12 protein-coding genes are annotated in these 18,386 nt (G+C 66.7%); all 12 read left to right on the top strand.

Annotation, left to right across the window (positions count from 1 at the left end; all coding sequences use genetic code 11):
* Positions 1-48 precede the first annotated feature (48 nt).
* The 12 genes from MZV50_RS23220 (at position 49) to MZV50_RS23165 (ending at position 18,286) form a co-directional block, all read left to right on the top strand.
* Complete coding sequence (locus MZV50_RS23220) at positions 49-2,823, top strand: TonB-dependent receptor (RefSeq protein WP_252631697.1); 2,775 nt, start codon at positions 49-51, stop codon at positions 2,821-2,823.
* Positions 2,824-2,833: 10 nt separating this feature from the next.
* Positions 2,834-4,201, top strand: coding sequence for an alpha/beta fold hydrolase (locus MZV50_RS23215; protein ID WP_252631696.1), 1,368 nt, complete (start codon positions 2,834-2,836; stop codon positions 4,199-4,201).
* Positions 4,198-5,496: a glycoside hydrolase family 1 protein gene (locus MZV50_RS23210; RefSeq protein ID WP_252631695.1), complete on the top strand. Its 1,299-nt coding sequence runs from the start codon at positions 4,198-4,200 to the stop codon at positions 5,494-5,496. The genes MZV50_RS23215 and MZV50_RS23210 overlap by 4 nt, the downstream gene beginning before the upstream one ends.
* Positions 5,496-6,569 (top strand): alpha/beta hydrolase, encoded by a 1,074-nt coding sequence (locus MZV50_RS23205; RefSeq protein WP_252631694.1) that lies wholly within the window; start codon positions 5,496-5,498, stop codon positions 6,567-6,569. The genes MZV50_RS23210 and MZV50_RS23205 overlap by 1 nt, the downstream gene beginning before the upstream one ends.
* Positions 6,569-7,942 carry an alpha/beta hydrolase family protein gene (locus MZV50_RS23200; protein ID WP_252631693.1) on the top strand — a complete coding sequence of 458 codons (1,374 nt, stop codon included), beginning with the start codon at positions 6,569-6,571 and terminating at the stop codon, positions 7,940-7,942. The genes MZV50_RS23205 and MZV50_RS23200 overlap by 1 nt, the downstream gene beginning before the upstream one ends.
* Before the next feature lie 76 nt (positions 7,943-8,018).
* Positions 8,019-9,350 (top strand): S9 family peptidase, encoded by a 1,332-nt coding sequence (locus MZV50_RS23195; RefSeq protein WP_252631692.1) that lies wholly within the window; start codon positions 8,019-8,021, stop codon positions 9,348-9,350.
* Positions 9,351-9,353: 3 nt separating this feature from the next.
* Entirely contained in the window at positions 9,354-11,006 is a 1,653-nt protein-coding gene (locus tag MZV50_RS23190) for a long-chain-fatty-acid--CoA ligase (RefSeq protein ID WP_252631691.1), read from the top strand.
* A gap of 485 nt (positions 11,007-11,491) precedes the next feature.
* The gene (locus MZV50_RS23185) at positions 11,492-12,088 is read left to right on the top strand and encodes a TetR/AcrR family transcriptional regulator (protein WP_252631690.1); all 597 of its coding nucleotides are present in this window, start codon (positions 11,492-11,494) and stop codon (positions 12,086-12,088) included.
* A 118-nt stretch (positions 12,089-12,206) separates the two neighbouring features.
* Positions 12,207-12,818 carry a glutathione S-transferase family protein gene (locus tag MZV50_RS23180; RefSeq protein WP_252631689.1) on the top strand — a complete coding sequence of 204 codons (612 nt, stop codon included), beginning with the start codon at positions 12,207-12,209 and terminating at the stop codon, positions 12,816-12,818.
* A 261-nt stretch (positions 12,819-13,079) separates the two neighbouring features.
* Positions 13,080-15,404 (top strand): TonB-dependent receptor, encoded by a 2,325-nt coding sequence (locus tag MZV50_RS23175; RefSeq protein ID WP_252631688.1) that lies wholly within the window; start codon positions 13,080-13,082, stop codon positions 15,402-15,404.
* Positions 15,405-15,475: 71 nt separating this feature from the next.
* Positions 15,476-16,267, top strand: a complete 792-nt coding sequence (locus tag MZV50_RS23170; RefSeq protein WP_252631687.1) for a glutathione S-transferase family protein — start codon at positions 15,476-15,478, stop codon at positions 16,265-16,267.
* A 444-nt stretch (positions 16,268-16,711) separates the two neighbouring features.
* A complete protein-coding gene (locus MZV50_RS23165) occupies positions 16,712-18,286 on the top strand; it encodes an ATP-binding protein (protein ID WP_252631686.1) in 1,575 nt (524 codons plus the stop codon).
* Positions 18,287-18,386 lie beyond the last annotated feature (100 nt).

The raw sequence follows: 18,386 nt of genomic DNA, 5'->3' as shown, positions 1-18,386 counted from the left end.
TGCGTAGGTGGCCCGAAGAGGCCATTCGAGCCTGGGAGGGAGGCTATGATGAGCAAGAAGAATTGGCTCGCCGCGGCGGCCATGGGTGCGATCCTGACCGGCGCGCCGGCGATGGCCCAGACGACGATCGCCCAGCCTGAGCTTGCGCCACGAGTTCGCACCTACGTCATCGAAGCGGGCGCCATGAAGGCCGCGCTCGACGCCTGGGCCCGGCAGTCGGGACGCGCGATCCTGTATCGGGTCGACGAGATCCAATCCATGCGATCTCCAGGGGTCCATGGAAAGCTTGGCGAATACGCCGCGCTCGAGGCGATCATCGCCGGATCGGGCCTTGTGATCCATCGCGACCCCAGCGGCTCGATTGCGGTGTCTCGTCCGAACGCCCGTGCGAACGACGCCGCCCTGGTGGCTGAGACCGCCGACGCGGCGTCTCAGGCCTCCGCGAGCGAAGCGACCGTGATGACCGACATCGTTGTGACCGCGCGCCGAACAGCCGAGCGGGCGCAGCGCGTTCCGGTGGCGATCACCGCCTTTTCGCAGGACGCCATTCGCGAGAAGTCGATCAATAACGGCAGCGATCTTCAGAACTTCACCCCCTCGCTCTCGGTGCTGGGGGACGTGTCGCGCAACCAGGAAAGCTACACCATCCGCGGCATGGGCGGGAGCGGCGGGCCGGGCACGGGCAGCGGTCCGGGGGTCGTGGGCTACTTCGCCGAGGTGCCGAGCTCGGCCAGCGGACCGGGCAATTTCTACGACCTGGCCTCTCTGCAGATTCTGAAGGGGCCGCAAGGCACGCTGTTCGGTCGCAACACCACCGGCGGCGCGGTGCTCATGGAGCCCGAGCGGCCCAAGATGGACACGGTCGAGGGCTATATCGACGCCACGATCGGCAACTTCGACCGCCGCGGCCTGCAGGGCGCGGTCAATCTGCCGCTCGTCGACAACGTCCTGGCGATCCGCCTCGCTGGCCAGATGGACAAGCGCGACGGCTACGTGCGCGACGTCAATACCGGCCGCGACTACCTGAACCGAAACAATTACAGCCTCCGCCTGGGCGTCCAGTTCAATCCGACCGAGCGGCTACGCAACTACACGGCCGTCAACTACCTCAAGGTCGACGAGCATGGCGGCGGCAGCATCCTGCTGGCGGTGAACCCGGCGCGGCCCTACGCCGCCCTGCTTCAGCCCTATCTCGCGGCCCAGCAGGCGCGGGGCGTCCGCCAGACGGCGCTCAGCGTGCCGACGTTCGAAAGGGCCAAGAACCTTCTGGTCCTTAACAACACCGAATGGCGGGTCGGCGACGCCGTCACGGTGAAGAACATCGTGAGCTATGCGCGCACCCGATCGACTAGCGCCAATGATCGGGATTCCACGCTCCTGCCGATCGCCGATCTTCTGGGGGCTTATCCCGGCGGCTGGAACAACAATCTGCGCACCGTGACGGAGGAGCTGCAGGTTCGATATGACCGTGGCCCGCTGCGCGTGCAGGGCGGCGGCTTCTTCCTGGACCAGAAGACGCCGGCGCCGCTGACGTTTAGGACCGTCAATCCGATGCAGGTAGGCGGGCTTCTGGGCGGCGGACCGCTGATCGTTCCGCAGGCGCTTTGGTCCACGCTGGGCCTGTCCGGGCCTCTGGCGCCGGCCCTGAGCCTGCAGCCCAGCGCCCATGTGGATGGTCGCAGCAAGGCGCTCTACGCCCAGGCGCAGTATGAGATCGCGCCGAACCTGACCGCCACGGTCGGCTATCGGTGGACGTGGGACCGGTTCGGGGGCGACATCCAGGCTTATCAGGACGCCGACAGCTATCAGATCTTCAGCAAGCTCGCGGCGCTAGGCCTTGTGAGCCCGGCGCAGGCCGCTCAGGTCATCGGTCTCAACGCCAATCTTTGCGTCTACGACGCGTTCAAGGCCGTCGCCGCGGGAGGCTTTCCCACCCTGAAATATCCGAACTGCACGTCGCCGACCTTCAACGGCAAGAGCGACGGCGCGACTTGGCAGGTCGGTCTGGACTGGCGGGCCGACCCCGAGACGCTCGTCTATGCGGTCTCGCGGCGGGGGTACAAGTCCGGAGCCAGCAATCCGATCGTTTCGCTGTTCCTGGGCGAAAGCCACCCCCTGTTCGCTGTACGCCCAGAGCAGGTGACGGACGCGGAGGTGGGGATCAAGCGCGACTGGTCGCTGGACGGCGTCAGGGCGCGCACCAATCTGTCGGCCTTCTACACCTGGTACAACGACATCCAGGTCATTCAGCGCGCCGCGATCTCGGGCTCGGATATCCTCACCAACGCCCAGCGGGCGCGGGTTCTGGGTCTCGAGTTCGAAGGGATGATCATCCCGGTCAAGGGCGTGACGCTGGGGGCGACCTACTCGTACAACTCCGCCAAGTATCTGGAATACGATACGATCGCTATCCCGGCGATCCCGCAGGCCCTGACGGCCGCGCAGCCCAGCCGGGATTTGGCGGGCACGCCGTTCTCCTTCGTCCCCAAGCAGAAATACAGCCTGAGCGCCGCGATCGCCTTGCCCATCCCTGCCGAGGCGGGCCGTCTCGATTTCACCGCCAACTGGTCGCATCAGTCGAGCCAGCGCGTGACGCCCGAAGCGCAGCCCTTCGATACGATCGCCGCCTATGGGCTGCTGAACCTGAGGCTCGACTGGCGGGAGGTCTGGGGCGCGCGGCTGGACCTGGCCGTCTTCGCCACCAACGTGCTGGACAAGACCTACCGCGTCACCGCCAACCCCGGATACAACAACTCCGGCTTCGCAGGCTCGATCTTCGGCGAGCCCGCTCAGTACGGCGTTCAGCTCCGCTACCGGTACTGAGGGGCTGATCATGCGACATTGGATTTCCAGCGCGGCGCTGGGGGCCGTGTTCCTCTGCTCGGCCGTCGCGCGCGCAGAGCAACCGGCCGCGCCGGCGCACGCCGCTTCGGCCTTCGCGCCCACCTCGGCCCAAGCCAAGCTTTTGGTCAAGGCGGAGCGGGCGGGCGCGCAAGATCTGAGCGCCTCGGCCGCTCCTGCTGGCGGCATGATCCTCAAGGGGACGCTCGAGGGACGCGCCTTCGTCCTGGCGATTCCGGCGACCTGGCGTGGCGAAATCATGCTGTTCGGCCAAGGCTACGCCACGCCGGGCTCGGCGCCGACCGTCCCCATGGATCTGCTCGCCAAGGACCCGGGAGGCGGCTTGTTCAACCACCTGTATGACGAGGGCGTGGCCAGTGGCGTCGCGGCGTTCGACAAGTCCGGTATCGCGACCGAGTCCGGCGCCAAGAACACCATGCGCTTGCGCGCTCTGGCGGCCACCCTGGGGGGCGAGCGCTTCTATGCCGTCGGCGGCTCCATGGGCGGCAGCATCGTGATGGCGCTAATCGATCGCTATCCGACGGCGTTCTCTGGCGCGGTCGCGATGTGCGGCGTCACCCAGGGCTGGCGGCCACTCATCCAGCAGCTGACCGACATGCGCGGGGCCTACGACATCCTGACCGCGGGCACGCCCTACGCCTTGCCCGGCGAAAAAGACCTGACGCGCTCGGCCTTGCCCGTGACGCCGCCCGCCGGCGACGCCACACCGGGCGATGCGTTCCGTGAAGCCCAGAAGATGCGGCTGTTGACGCCCATCTTCGGCCTCTTCCTGGCCGCCAAGGCCAACCCCGCAGGCCCGGAGGCCCGGATCATCCAGCAGGTGGCGGCGATCGGCGGCTTCACGCCTGATCCGGCGGCTTTGGGCGCGCCCCTCTCTGCGGCGGCCCTGGGCATGGACGACATCATCGCGACCATGGGCGGCTTGCCGATCGGCAATCGCGCGCGCGTCTACGCGCCGCCGGAAATGACGCCCGACGAGGCGGCGGACTTCAATCGCAAGATGCAGCGCTATGACGCTGACGCCGCGGCCGTCGCCTATGCCCGCGCCTGGCACGAAACCAGCGGAACATTCGAGATCCCTCTGGTGACGGCGCATCAGACGATCGACGCCCTCGTGCCGTTTTCGCAGTCCGAGGGCCTGGGTCGGGTCGTCGCCGAGGCCGGGAACAGCGGCAGACTGGCTCAGTACGCTTTGGAGCCGACTCGCGTGCCTCTGCCCGAAGGTCTGGAAGGGTTCACGCACTGCGGTTTCTCGCCAGGCCAGAACATCGCCGCGTTCGAAGCCATGCGAGATTGGGTCCGAAGCGGCAAGAAGCCTGGCGCGGATGCGGTGCGATGAGGCTGGATCGCCGTAAAGCGCTGGGACTTGGCCTGGCCGCCGCGGCGTCTGCGCGGGCGGGGCAGGTCGCCGCCAAGCCGCACTTCCTGTGGGGGGCGGCCACCGCCGGACACCAGGTCGAAGGCAACAACGTCAATGCCGACATCTGGCTTCTGGAGCAGGTCACTCCCACGGTGTTCGCCGAGCCGTCCGGCGACGCCTGCGACAGCCTGCATCACTGGCGCGAAGACATCGCCATCGTCAAGGCGCTGGGCCTGAACTGCTACCGGTTCTCGATCGAGTGGTCGCGGATCGAGCCCACCAAGGGACAGTTCAGCCAAGCGTTCCTGGACCACTACGGCCGCATGGTCGACCATTGCCGCGAACAGGGCCTGGCGCCTGTCGTCACGTTCAATCACTTCACCACGCCGCGGTGGTTCGCCGCCGAGGGCGGCTGGGAAAATCCGCAAGCGCCCGAGCTCTTCGCGCGCTTCTGCGACCGCGTGAGCCGGCGCGTGGCTGACGGTCTCAGCCATGCCCTGACCTTCAACGAACCGAACCTGGCCCTGGGGGGGCGATGGTCTGCAAGCCCGCCCCCGGCGGCGTTCACCGCCCGCATGGCGGCCTGCATCGCCGCCGCGGCCAAGGCCAGCGGATCCAGCCGCTTTTCCTTGCTGATGGGCGACAAGGATCCGCGTCCGATGATCCCGCACGTCATCTCCGCCCATCGGCTGGCCCGGGCCGCGATCAAGGCGCACCGCTCCGATCTGCCGGTGGGGCTGAGCCTGGCGATACCCGACGAGGTGGCCGTCGTTCCCGACAGCGCCCTCGAGCGAAAACGGGCCGATGTGTACGAGTCCTTCTTCGCCGCCGCGGCCGGCGACGATTTCATCGGCGTGCAGGTCTATGGCCGCGACTACATCGGGCGCGAGCGATCTGTGTCGGCGCCGCCTGGGGGACCTCGGCGTCCCAACGGCCAGGAGTGGTTTCCGTCGGCCGTCGGCAACGTCGTCAGGTCTGTTTATGCGCGGACCGGCAAGCCGGTGCTGGTGACGGAAAACGGCATAGACGCCGAAGACGACGCCGAACGCGCCCGGTTCATCCCCGAGGCGGTCGCCTCGGTGCTGTCGGCCCGGGCCACGGGCGTCCCGGTTCTGGGCTATATCCACTGGTCGCTGCTGGACAACTTCGAATGGCTATCCGGCTACGGGCCCAAGTTCGGCTTGGTGGCGGTGGATCGCCGCACGTTCCGGCGAACGCCCAAGCCCAGCGCCGAGGTCTTGGGACGGATCGCGCGGTCGGGCGGGGTGGCGTGATGCGAGCGCGGTCTGTTCTTGCAAGTGTCGCTGGCGCTGTCGCGGGTCTGGCGCTCCTGACCGATCCCGCGCGGGGGCAGGGCCCGTCGCCGACTTCGGTCCTACCGCCCTCCAACCAACTCAGCGCCGAGGCCCGCGCCGTCCTCCTGCGGATCGAGGCGGCCAAGGCGCCGGACTTCAAGGGCGATCTTAGCAGGCAAAAGGCGTTCTACGGCGCGTTCAACGACGAGCGGCTGGCCGAGATGAGGCGCGGCTTCAAAGTCGTTGAAGCCCATGACACCTTGAACGGCGTGCCGGTCGATACAGTCGAACCTATCGGCGGCGCATCGGCGCGTAACAAGGACAGAGTGCTGATCAACGTTCACGGCGGCGCCTTCCTGTGGGGTGCGGGCTCCGGCGCGCTCGTCGAGGCCATACCGATCGCCGCGACGATGGGCGTTCGGGTGGTCGCGGTCGACTATCGACTGGCGCCCGAGCATCGCTATCCCGCCGCCTCCGAAGACGTGGCGGCGGTGTACCGCGCACTGCTGGCGCGTTATCCGGCGGCCAATATCGGCATCTATGGCTGTTCGGCGGGGGGCGTCATCACGGCCCAGGCGGTCGCTTGGATCAGAAGGCAGGGTCTCCCACGGCCCGGGGCGATCGGCACGCTGTGCGGCACCGGCGCGCCCTATTCCGGCGACAGCCCCTATCTGGCCGGCCTGGCGCCGACGGGCCCCGGAACGCCGCCGCTGCCGGACGTCTTGCCCACGCCCTACATGGCCGGCGTTTCCCACGACGACGCGGCCGCCTATCCCCTGACGTCCGACGCGGAGACGGCGCTGATGCCGCCGACCCTGCTGCTGGCGGGCGGGCGAGACTTCGCGGTCAGCGCGCTCAGCCTGGCCCATCGCCGGTTGGCCCGGCTGGGCGTCGAGAGCGATCTGCAGCTCTTCGACGGCCTGCCGCACGCCTTCTTCGTCTGGCCGGACATGCCGGAATCCAAGGAAGCCTACGCGCGCATCGCGAGCTTCTTCGACCGCTGGCTCGGCGTCGATCCCCTCTCGTCCCCACCCTCGACCCGGAGACCGTGATGGTCCGCTCATTGAGATTGCGCCTTCTGGTGGGACTGTTCCCCTTGATGCTGGCCATGAGCGCGGCGTCCGCACCGATCGCCGCCCCGCTCATCGCGACGGGCGCGGAGGCTGGCAAGGCGTTGACGCCCGCCCAGGCGAGGCTGGTGGAAAAAGCCGTCGCGCTTGGCGCAACCGACGTCCAGGGCCGCCCGGGAACGGACGGCGGGCTGTTGCTAGGCGGCAAGCTGAAGGGCGCCCAGTTCGCGCTGGCCATTCCGGCCGACTGGAACGGCGACGGGCTGGTCTATGCGCATGGCTACAGCGCGCCCGGCACGCCTGTCACCGTTTCCGCCAACCCGGTCGACAAGTCCGGTCTCCTCAAGGAGGCCTACGGCCAGGGTTTCGCGGCGGGACACAGCGCGTACGACAAGGCCGGTCTCGGCGTGGAGACAGGCGCGGTCAACACCTTGCGCTTGCGCGATCTCGTGGCCGGCCTTGGCGGCAAGCGGATCTATGTCGCTGGCGACTCCATGGGCGGTGGCATCGTCGTCACGCTGCTGGAGACGCATCCAGAGGCGTTCGCGGGTGGGTTGGCGCGGTGCGGGGTCGTCAACAGCTGGCGCGACCTGCTGAGCCGGCTTTACGACATGCGGGCCGCCTACGCCTTCCTCACGCGCGGCGGACCCTACGCCTATCCCCAGACGGATCTTCGCCGAAACGTCATCGCGCCGGAGCCACCCACGGGCGCCGACGACGCGACCGCCCAGGCCTATGTCTTTGGACAAATGATCAAGATGGCCGCCCCGCCGCTGGCGCTGTGGGCGGCGGCGCAGCGAAATCCGCAAGGCCCCGAGGCGCGCATCGTTCGCCAGGTCACGACGATTGGCGGCTTCGAGTACGACGCCGCGTCCCTGGTCTATCCGCTGGTGACCGCGACCTTGGCGTCGGAGGATCTGATCGCGACGGCCGGCGGCTGGGTCTACGGCAACGAGGGCCGCGACTTCTCCACGCCCGACATGAGCCCTCAGGAGGCGGCGGCGATCAACGCCGGGGTTCAGCGCCTGAAGGCGGACGCCCCCGCCCTGGCCTATCTCGACCGTTGGCATACCGCTAAGGGGCGGATCAGGACGCCGCTGGTCACCCTTCACAACCGCATCGATTCGCTGGTCCCCTATTCGCAGGAAGAGGCTTTCGCCAAAGCCGTGGCCAAGGCTGGCGAGCAGGACAAGCTCGCCGCCTACGCGGTGCCCGCGGTGAAGGCGCCGCTGCCGGGCGGGGTGGAAGGCTACACACACTGCGGCTTCGACCAAGCCCAGACCGCGGCGGCTTGGAACGCGTTGCGTCAATGGGCCGAGATCGGCCGCAAGCCGTCCGCTGACGCGATCAAGTGATGTTCAACCACAGATCTCAGGTTTTCCAATGTCCATGAAGCCGCTCCGCGGTCGAGGACCCGCGTGCCTGGCGGGCTTGGCCCTCGCCGCCGCCTTGTCCAGCGCTGGCTGCAGCACCCGAGCCAACGCCGAACTGCAACCCGCCCAGGCCTCCTTCGCCGAAAGGGCTTCCGCTCAGGCGACGGATATCAAGGCCAGGCCGCGCAAAGACGGCGGCTTCACCGTCAACGGCAGGTTGGAGGGCGACCATTTCGCCATGGCCGTCCCGGCTCGCTGGAACGGCAAGGTGCTGGTCTTCGCCCATGGCTACTCTGCGCCCGGCAGTTCGATCGCCGTCTCCGAAGACCCCGCGGACAAGGACCCGTCGGGGGGGCTGATGAAGGGCGCGTATGCGCAGGGCTTCGCCATCGCCCACAGCGATTTTGACAAGGCTGGGATCGGCGTCGAATCCGCCGTCGAGAACACTTTGCGACTGCGCGCCTTTCTCGGACGAATGGGGGTGAGCGAAGCTTATGTGGCCGGCGGCTCCATGGGCGGCAATATCGTCATGGCCATCATCGAGACACGACCGGATGCGTTCAACGGCGCACTTTCGGGCTGTGGCTTGGTCGACAACTGGACCGACGAGGTGGGCCTGCTGATCGATCTGCGGGCCCTCTACGCCTACTATACTCGCGGCACCCCCTACGCCTTGCCCGGGAACGTCGATCTCAACCGTTCGGCCCTGTCCCCGATCGCGCCGAACGCCATCGGGGCGCTGAACGAACCCTTCCGGCTCCTGCAGATGAAGCGGATCGCCGATCCGATCGCGGCGCTCTTCAAGGCGGCGCGCAAGACCCCCGACGGCCGCGAGGCGCAAATCATCAACAAGATCGCCTCGATCACCGGGGTGACTCCGGAGCCGGCCTCCCTGATCGTCCCGATCATGACCGTCGCCCTTGGGATGGACGACATGAACGCCACCTTCGGCGGCGGCGTCTACGACAGTTCGACCAAGGTCTACGCCAGTCCCCTGTTATCGGCAGAGGAGGCGGCCGCCCTCAACCGCGACATCGGTCGTGTGAGCGCCACCCCTTCGGCGGTGGCTTATGCGGATCGTTGGCGGCGTTCGACAGGCCGGTTCTCCGTTCCTTTGGTGGCCATCCACAACCGCATCGATTCCCTGGTGCCCTACAGCCAGTTCGAAGGTCTGATCCGCAAAACAGAGGCTGCCGGAAACGCCGACCGCCTGCTGGCCATCACCGTGCCCGAGATCACCATGCCCCTTACAGGCACGGGCCTCGAAGGGCTGGCCCACTGCGGCTTCACCCCCGGACAGCTCGGCGCCGCCTTCGACGCCCTGCAGGCCTGGACCACCACGGGCCGGCGGCCGACGCCGGCGATGCCAATTGCGGCCCAGGCGCGCTGATCGATGGCTCTTCGCTTCGCAGATCCCGCACCCAACGCCTACGGCTATCCCCTGCTGATCCGGCAACTGCTGCAGAGTGCGCTGGACGCCCGCAGCGGTCGCGAGATTGTCGGATCAGACGGTCGGCGTCACGGCTATGAGGCGCTGGCGCATCGCGTGGGACGCCTAGCCGCCGTGCTCGCCGCCCACGGCGTTGACCAGGGCGACGTCGTCGCGGTCATGGACTGGGATAGCCATCGCTATCTGGAGGCGTATTTCGCTGTCCCGATGATGGGGGCCATGCTGCAGACGGTGAATGTCCGGCTTTCGCGGGACCAGATCGCCTACACCCTGAAGGACACCCAGCCGCGCGCAATGATCGTGCACGCGGACTTCGTTGAAGACCTTCAGGCGCTGCGCCCTGCCATCGAACCGGACTGCGTGATCATCACCTGCCATGATGGACAGCCCGCTTCGCTCGATGACGCCGTCGGGGACTATGAACAGCTTCTCTCGGCTGGAGCCGAAACCTTCGCCTTCGTCGATTTCGACGAGAACGCCCTCGCCACGACCTTCCACACGACCGGCACGACCGGCATGCCAAAGGCGGTGACCTTCAGCCATCGGCAACTCGTCCTCCACACCCTGGCCGTGGGTTTCGCCATGGGGCAGCAGCCCGACAACCAAGGCCTGGGACGCGAGTCGGTCTATATGCCGATCACCCCCATGTTCCATGTCCACGCCTGGGGTCTGCCGTATCTGGCGACATTGCTGGGACTGAAGCAGGTCTATCCAGGACGCTACGTTCCCGCCCGCCTCCTGGCGTTGCAGCGGGAGGAGGGCGTCACCTATTCGCACTGTGTGCCGACCATCCTTCAGATGTTGCTGGACGAAGCCGGTCCGGACGCCTGGCTCGGTCCCTGGACCATAATCATCGGCGGATCGGCCCTCCCGGCGACCCTGCTGCGCGCCGCCGCCGCCCGGGGCATCATCGCCGTGGCTGGTTATGGCATGTCCGAAACCGGACCGGTCCTAACGTTGTCGCGCCATGAAAACGACGACAGCCGGCCAGGAGAGACCGTCCGCCGATGGGCCGGCAGGCCCATTCCCCTGGTCCAGATCCGGCTCCACGACGACAACGGCGAGGACGTCTCCGGCGCAGCAAACGAACAGGGGGAGATCGTTGTCCGCGCGCCGTGGTTGACCCAGGCCTATCCAAACAGCGCCGCGGCCAGCGCCGCGCTCTGGGCAGGAGGATGGCTCCATACCCAGGACGTCGCTAGCCGCGAGACGCATGGCGACATCGTCATCCGCGACCGGCTGAAGGACGTCATCAAGACAGGTGGCGAATGGGTGTCCTCTGCGGAGATCGAGGACTTGGCCCTGCAGGATCCGGACATCGCCGAGGCCGCCGTTGTCGGCGCGCCCGATCCGCGTTGGGGCGAACGGCCTGTGCTGTTCGCTGTGCCGCGCCCCGGTCGCACGCCACGCTTGCAGACCTTGAAGGACCGAATGTCACCCCTCGTGGCCGCTGGACATCTCAGCCGCTGGGCTGCGCCCGACCGGTTGATCCTGATCGACGCGCTTCCGCGCACCAGCGTCGGCAAGATCGACAAGAAGCAGCTTCGCCTCCGGCTCGGAGACGATGTCCTCGACAGCGGCCGCGGCGCCTCATGAACCTTACGTCTTGCTCCACCGCAACCGGCGTTCCGTCCTGAGGGCCGGGACGCTCGCCGCCGCCGCCCTCGCCACCCGCACCAACGGCCCTGCCACACAGCCCTGCCACACAGCCGGGCGTTCAAGCACTACCGCCAGATCGTCCGGCGTCCTGAAACTGGCGGTCGACCTCCATCCCGACAGCCGGAACGCCTTCGACGGCCTGGGCGAGGCCCATGCCGCCGACGACGTCAGGGCGCGGGCGCTCACGGCGTGCCGCCAGCACCTGGTCCTGAACCCTAGAAACACGAACGGCGTGGCCCCGTTGGCCCTCCGCGCGGCCCCTAGCTTTGGACCTCACGCTAAATGGCGACGCCCGTCCTCGTGACCGCGGCGCAGCGCGGCCGTAAGCGTATGCGCTGGAAGTCGTGAGGTGGCGAACCCGCCCTTGCTACTTCTCGCGCCATCGCGCCAAAAAGGGAGATGGTCGGAGTTTCGATGCGGGCATGACCCAGACACGTTTGAAAGGCGCCGAGCGACGCGAGCGCTTTCTCGATGCGGCCGCCCAGATCGTCATCGAGCAGGGCGTCGCCGCGGTCACCATGGATGGCGTGGCCGCGCTCACGGGCGTCACCAAGGCGTTGGGCTATCGCTATTTCAGCGATCGCGACGACCTGCTGACCGCGCTGTTCGACCGCGAGACCCAAATCTATGTCGAGCGCCTGGCCAGCGAGGTAGGGCCTGCGTCGACCTTCGAGGAGTGGGTCCGCGGGGCCCTGAAATATTGGTGTCGGCGCGCCGACGAACGGGGCGAGCTGTTCGTTCGTCTCGTCCGCGACTGTGGCCCTTTGGCGGAGCGCGCGCGCGCCAACCGCAAGGCTGACGCCGACGCTTGGGCGCTAGGGCTGCAGAAGGCCTTCGGCCTGCCCGCGCGGCAGGCCAGGCAATATGCCTGGTTCATGGTCGCCGGCACGGCGGGGGCGCTGGACGCTCGCGACGGCGATGACGAGGCCATGATCGAAGCGATCACCCTGGCGGTGGTCGCCGGCGCCAAGGCCCTAGCCAAGAAGTACGGCGAGCCTCGCCCGGCCAAGACCGCCTGAAGACCGCCCTCTGGCGAGGACGACGGTTGCCCCCGCAAGTAAGTGACGATACCGTTACTTAGCGGCGGGGCGTCGAGACCCTGCATACAGCGCGAAGCCGCAGGGGAGGCGACCACGCATGAAGCTCTATGGCGAAGACAATCCCGCGCCCAATCCGCGCCGGGTCCGCATTTTTCTGGCCGAGAAGGGCCTAACCCTGGAGCAGGAGCGCGTGCCGCTGAGCGCGCGCGCCCACAAGGCTGAGGCCTTCCTGGAGAAGAACTCGCTGGGGCAGGTGCCTGTCCTGGAGCTCGACGACGGCACGTTCCTGAGCGAGAGCGTCAGCATCTGCCGCTATCTCGAGGGCCTGCACCCGCGATCGCCGCTGTTTGGCGAAACTGCTCTGGAGCAGGCGACCATCGACATGTGGATCCGGCGGATCGAATTCCAGCTCATGGCGCCGATCGCCCATATCTGGCGCCACACTCATCCGCTGACGGCGGGCCTGCTGACCCAATACAAGGACTTCGGCGAGTCCAACCGCGCCCACGCAGACCGAAGCTATCGCTGGCTGGATGGGGAGCTGGCCGGCAAGGCCTTCATCGCCGGTTCGGCTTACAGCATGGCCGACATCGTTGCGCTGACCACAGTGGATTTCGGGCGGATGATCGGTGTCGCGGTCCCCGAGGACTACGGCCAAGTCCATGCGTGGCTCGGCCGCGTCACCGCGCGGCCCAGCGCGGCCGCTTGACGAACAATCGTTCGAAAGCGGTTGTCACGTCCATTAAGTGACGATAGCGTTACTTAAACGTCCCAAGCCTGGACGCTGTCCACATCTCGGCGAGCCGGACGGCTTGCCCCGCCTTCCACGACCGCCGTCAGGCGGGCGGCGAAGGCGTGCGCCCGACTGATCACAAAAGAAGCCGCGCAGCGGCTCGAGGAGGAATGCGCCGTGCCCGTCCAATCCCGTACGACGAAAACCCCGTCGCGAATTCTGAGAACCCATCTGCTCATGGGGGCCTCGGTCGGCGTCACCACGATGCTCGCCGCCGGCGGGGCCCTGGCCGAAGACGAGACGTCGCGCCCCACCAACCCCGTCATCATTGTCGACGAGATCATGGTCACCGCCCAGAAGCGGGCCGAGAACGTGCAGGACGTGCCTCTGGCCATCACCGCGGTGCGGGGCGAGGCGCTGGCCTCCATGAACATCACCCAGCCCCAGCAGCTGTCGCTGATCGACCCCAGCGTCCGCTTCAAGCAGAGCCTCAGCAGCAGCGCCTCGGGCCTGACGATCCGCGGGGTCGGCACGAGTAGCTTCTCGGCGGGGATCGAACAGAGCATCTCCACCGTCGTCGACGGCGTGGTGCTGGCCGACCCCGCCAGCCTGGCCACCCTGGCCGATGTCGAGCGGGTCGAGATCCTGCGCGGGCCGCAGGGCATGCTGTTTGGCAAGAATGCCTCGGCGGGCCTTGTCCACTTCATCACCAACCGTCCCAAGCTGAACGAGAACAGCGGCCAGCTGCATCTGCAGTATGGCGAGCGGGGCGAAGAGGTCCTGCAGGCGATCGGCAATTTGGCGGTCAGCGATACGCTGGCCCTGCGTCTGGTGGCCACGCACAACCAGCGCGACGGCCTGATCCGCAACGTCGCCAAGGACAATGCCTTCACCGATCCCCAGGACGTCAGCACCCTGACCCTGAAGGCGCTGTGGAGGCCGAGCGACGACCTGACGGTCTATTTCTCGGCGGACCGCACCGACAACGACGCCTTCTGCTGCTCATCGACCTGGCGCAAGGTCACGCCGGGCTACGCGCCTGCGGTGACCAACGCCCGCTACGGCGTCGTCGCGGGTCCCAAGAACTTCCAAGTCGCCGCCAACGGCCCGTCGCAAGGCAAGTCGACCGCCCAAGGCGGGACCTTGCAGATCGACTACGGGCTGGGCGAACACACCCTGACCTCGATCAGCGCTTATCGCTCGGTCAAGCGCGAGGCGTTCTATGATGGGGACCTGACGACGGTCAGCTATGTCGACACCAACGGCGGGGCAGGCAAGACCGACTGGCTCAGCCAGGAACTGCGCCTGACCTCGCCGATCGGCGAGCACTTCGACTATGTCGCCGGCCTTTATCTCTTCCACTCCAAGGCCTCGTCGCTGATCCGCCAGCGGGGCCAACTCAGCTGGATCACGCCGGCGACCAACGGCGTGGTGGTCCCGGTCATCCCCGGCGCGCCGCTGGGCGCGATCTTCGAGACTTCGACCTATAACGACATCAACTCGACCAGCTTCGCGGGCTTCGGTCAGGTCGGGCTGCACATCACGCCTAAGCTTGACTTGATCGCCGGCGCCCGCGTCACCCGCGACGAGATCACCCTGGACTATCACCGCGCTCCGACGCCGGGCGCGGTCTACATCCCTGGTTCAGTCACGCTTGACCTGCATCAGGAGGTCGACAACACCAACACCTCGTGGCGGATCGGACCGCGCTATAACTTCAGCGACGACATCATGGCCTATGCGACGGTGTCGCGGGGCTACAAGGGACCCGGCTTCAGCGGTCTCAGCGCCGCCAACAGCCTGGCCGACCAGCGCGTGCAGCCCGAAATTCCGACCAGCTACGAGGCCGGCATGAAGGCCGCGTTCCTGGACCGCCGCCTGATCGTCAACGCCAACGTCTACAGCACCACGGTCAAGAACTTCCAGGCCCAGGTCTCGGACCTGACCAGCGCGACCTATTCCTCGCGGATCACCAATGCCGGCGAGATCAAGACCCGCGGCTTCGAGGCCAATCTGATGGCGCGGCCGGCGACCGGCCTCAGCATCACGGCGGGTCTGGCCTACACCCACGCCCGCTACGCCGACTTCAACGGCGTGCAGTGCTATTTCGGCCAGCCCAAGATCGCCCAGGGCGGGCCGTGCAGCGCGCCGCCGGCCACGCCTACCTCACTGGACGGCTTCTTCAACGCCAAGGGCCTCAGCCTGGCGGGCGTGCCCGACTGGGTCTATGGCGTCAGCGCGGTCTATGAGCGGTCCCTGAGCCCCGGCCTGCGCGGCTTCTTCCAGGCCAACTGGAACTGGCAGAGCGACATCAACTACTCGATCAGCGGCGATCCCGGCACGATCCAGAAGGCCTATGGCCTGCTCGGCGGCCGTATCGGCGTCTCGGCGCCCGACAAGGCCTGGAGCGTGGCGCTCTACGCCAGCAACCTGCTGGACAAACGCTACGCCGCCCAGATCACGCCGTCGCCAGTGACCGCCCTAAATCCCGGTGGTTACGTCCAGTACTTCAGCCCCGATTCCGTGCGCCGGGTCGGGATCAGCCTGGATGTCGCCTTTTAGAGACCCGTTTGCGCGGCGCTCTCGCCGGCGCCCCGCCTTCCTCAACCACGTCATCTCTCTGGGAGAGCCCTATGAAACAGTCCATGGGACGCCGCGCGTCGCTGGGCGCTCTGGTCGGCCTGGCGGCCGCGCCGCTGATCGCCTCCAAAGCCAGCGCCAAGCCCGCCTCGCCTCTGCCGCCGATCACCATCTACCATCTGGAAGGCCGCCGTTCAGAGCGGATCGTCTGGCTGATGGAAGAGCTGGGCTTCCCCTACGATCTAAAGTTCAAGCGGGGCGATCTGGCCGGCTCGATGGCTCTGATCCGGCAATTCAGTCCGGTCGTACCAATGGCGCCGACCGTGAAGTACGGCGATCAGGTCTTGGTCGAGTCCGGCGCGATCATCGAGCTGATCCTCAGCCGCCACGCTCCGGGGCGCCTGCAACCGGCGCTGGACAGCCGCGACTATCCTGACCACCTGATGTGGATGCACTACGCGGAAGGCAGCCTGGCGGCGCGTCTGTTCTCCGACTACCGCGCCTGGACCGCCCAGCCGCCCAAGCAGCGCTCGCGCCTGGTCGATTCCGAGGCCGTGGTGCAGTTCGCTGAAAATTTTCTAGGCCAGCACGCCTGGTTTGGCGGCGCGGCCTTTTCCGGGGCCGACATCATGATGATGTTCCCGCTGAACGCCGCGACCGGCTTGAACTTGGTCGAGGAGTCGCAATTTCCGAACGTGGCGGCATGGAAGGCCAGGATCGAGGCGCGCCCCGCCTACCAGCGCATGCTGGCCAAAGCGCGTCCGGACGGCATGATCGGCGGTCTGCCACGCTTGCCACAACATGCGCCGGCAGGTCCTCGCGAGCCGCCGAAACCGCCAGCATAGTTCAATCCGGGAGCAAGCTGTCAAAGATCCTTGCAACGGTTGAATGTCCGCTTTCTGGAGGCAGACCAAAGACCGCTCATAGCGGGACACAGACTCGGATCGATCGAGGAGGGGAGTGGACACGGGCTCTGCGCCGGAAGGCGCACCTTCAGCCAGCTTCAGCGACGTGTTCGATTTGCTCGCAGATCGTCGGGGCGCCGCGCCCCCGCGTATGTCCAGTAGCAGACCGGGGCCTCAGACAAAGACGCCAAGCAGATGACCACAACAATTCGTCAAGGTGAAGCTTGGCCGCCTGTATTGGATTGCAACGACCATCCTGGGCGTTGACGCCACTGGCCCAAGAAATAATGTCGCCAGGTTCCGGCTTGTCGGCTCACGGCCATGTCCTGCGCCAGCCGACCAGCTCGTTTCCGAGGTCATCTGCTAGTAACACTTACAAGGTTGGTGACCGTGGCGATGGCCCCTGACTTCAAGGCTTTCTTCGACGCTTCACCGGCGCCGATCATCGTCGTCGAGCCGCCCAACTGGTCCATCGTCGCCGCCAACCGCGCGCGCCTGGAAATCACGGACACGACACTCGACCAGCAGCTCGGACGGCCACTGTTTGACGTCTTCCCGGATGATCCCGCCGATCCGACGGCCGATGGTGTGGAGAATCTCACCGCCTCACTGAACCGGGTCATGACAACCCGGCGAGCCGACACCATGCCCACGCAACGCTACGCGGTGCGCGATGTCCACGGCGCCTTCGTCGAACGCTGGTGGAGCCCCATCAACATCCCCGTCCTCAACGAAAAAGGTGAGGTGGCCTTTATCATCCACCAAGTCGAAGAGGTGACCGAGACTGAGAAGATGCGTGGCGAGCTCGTCACAGCCCAAGACCAGCTGCGGCAAAGCCAGAAGATGGAGGCGATGGGCCAGCTGACGGGCGGCGTGGCTCACGATTTCAACAATCTGCTGATGCCCATCCTCGGGTCTCTGGACATGCTACAGCGACGCGGCCTGGGTGATGAGCGCGATAGGCGTCTGATCGATGGCGCCCTCCAGTCCGCCGAGCGCGCCAGAGTTCTCGTGCAGCGTCTGCTTGCCTTCGCACGCCGTCAGCCCCTTCAGCGTGTGGCGGTGAACCTCGCCACCCTCGTCCAGGGACTCACTGGCTTGCTCGAGACCACGGTCGGCCCGACCATTGCTATCCAGACCAAGATCGAGCCTGATCTGCCCCTCGCCATCGGGGATCCCAACCAACTCGAAATGGCCGTCGTGAACCTCGCGGTAAACGCCCGGGACGCCATGGGAAATGGCGGGGCGTTGGTCCTGATCGCCCGGCGCGAGAGCGTGAGAGATGGTCACCGCTCTGGTCTTACGTCGGGGGAGTACCTCTACCTTGCCGTCGTCGACACCGGCTCCGGGATGGAGGAAGAAACGCTGCAGCGCGCGGTCGAACCGTTCTTCTCCACCAAGGGCATCGGTCGGGGCACAGGGCTGGGTCTGTCGATGGTGCATGGCCTGACCGCACAGCTCGGCGGCGCCCTCACACTTCAAAGCAAGATTGGGCAGGGCACCACGGTGGAGCTTTGGCTCCCGAAAAGCGATGCTCCGGTTGTCGTCAGCAAGGCTGGGGACGCGGAGTCTCGCAGGGAAGCTATTCGCGGACGGGTGTTGTTGGTCGATGATGAAGAACTCGTGCGAACGACGACGGCGGATATGCTGGTCGACCTCGGATTCGAGGTCATTGAGGCGGCGTCGGCTCCTGAGGCGCTTAGCACGCTCGAGCTGGTTGACGATGTCCGTCTGGTCGTCACCGATCACCTGATGCCAGGATGCACAGGCGTAGAGCTCAGAGCCCAGATCCGCGCAAACCGCCCTGACCTGCCAATCCTAATCGTCTCGGGATACGCGGAGACCGAGGGGATCGCGGCGGACCTACCCCGACTGACCAAGCCGTTCCGAAGCAATGAGCTGGCGGAAGCTGTCCGCCGTCTCCTTGCCGAGCCTTCGCCAGGCATCGGGCTTTCTTAACATCAGCAACGCGTCGGCGCCGGCCGCACCAACCTGGGTTGAACGTTCGGTTCTTGGAGGCACACCAAGTTCGGCTATTGGCGCGGGCCGGTCAGGTGGA

Origin of the sequence: Caulobacter segnis (assembly GCF_023935105.1) — a bacterium.
GTDB lineage: Bacteria > Pseudomonadota > Alphaproteobacteria > Caulobacterales > Caulobacteraceae > Caulobacter > Caulobacter segnis_B.
The sequence above is the reverse complement of the archived record's forward strand: the minus strand, read 5'-3'. Positions and strand labels throughout refer to the sequence as shown.

What these genes read in the sequence shown, in the direction of transcription:
- MZV50_RS23200 (WP_252631693.1), top strand. Translation starts at nt 6,569, where the DNA reads ATGGTCCGCTCATTGAGATTGCGCCTTCTGGTGGGACTGTTCCCCTTG.
- MZV50_RS23175 (WP_252631688.1), top strand. Translation starts at nt 13,080, where the DNA reads ATGGGGGCCTCGGTCGGCGTCACCACGATGCTCGCCGCCGGCGGGGCC.
- MZV50_RS23220 (WP_252631697.1), top strand. Translation starts at nt 49, where the DNA reads ATGAGCAAGAAGAATTGGCTCGCCGCGGCGGCCATGGGTGCGATCCTG.
- MZV50_RS23205 (WP_252631694.1), top strand. Translation starts at nt 5,496, where the DNA reads ATGCGAGCGCGGTCTGTTCTTGCAAGTGTCGCTGGCGCTGTCGCGGGT.
- MZV50_RS23180 (WP_252631689.1), top strand. Translation starts at nt 12,207, where the DNA reads ATGAAGCTCTATGGCGAAGACAATCCCGCGCCCAATCCGCGCCGGGTC.
- MZV50_RS23215 (WP_252631696.1), top strand. Translation starts at nt 2,834, where the DNA reads ATGCGACATTGGATTTCCAGCGCGGCGCTGGGGGCCGTGTTCCTCTGC.
- MZV50_RS23185 (WP_252631690.1), top strand. Translation starts at nt 11,492, where the DNA reads ATGACCCAGACACGTTTGAAAGGCGCCGAGCGACGCGAGCGCTTTCTC.
- MZV50_RS23170 (WP_252631687.1), top strand. Translation starts at nt 15,476, where the DNA reads ATGAAACAGTCCATGGGACGCCGCGCGTCGCTGGGCGCTCTGGTCGGC.
- MZV50_RS23210 (WP_252631695.1), top strand. Translation starts at nt 4,198, where the DNA reads ATGAGGCTGGATCGCCGTAAAGCGCTGGGACTTGGCCTGGCCGCCGCG.
- MZV50_RS23190 (WP_252631691.1), top strand. Translation starts at nt 9,354, where the DNA reads ATGGCTCTTCGCTTCGCAGATCCCGCACCCAACGCCTACGGCTATCCC.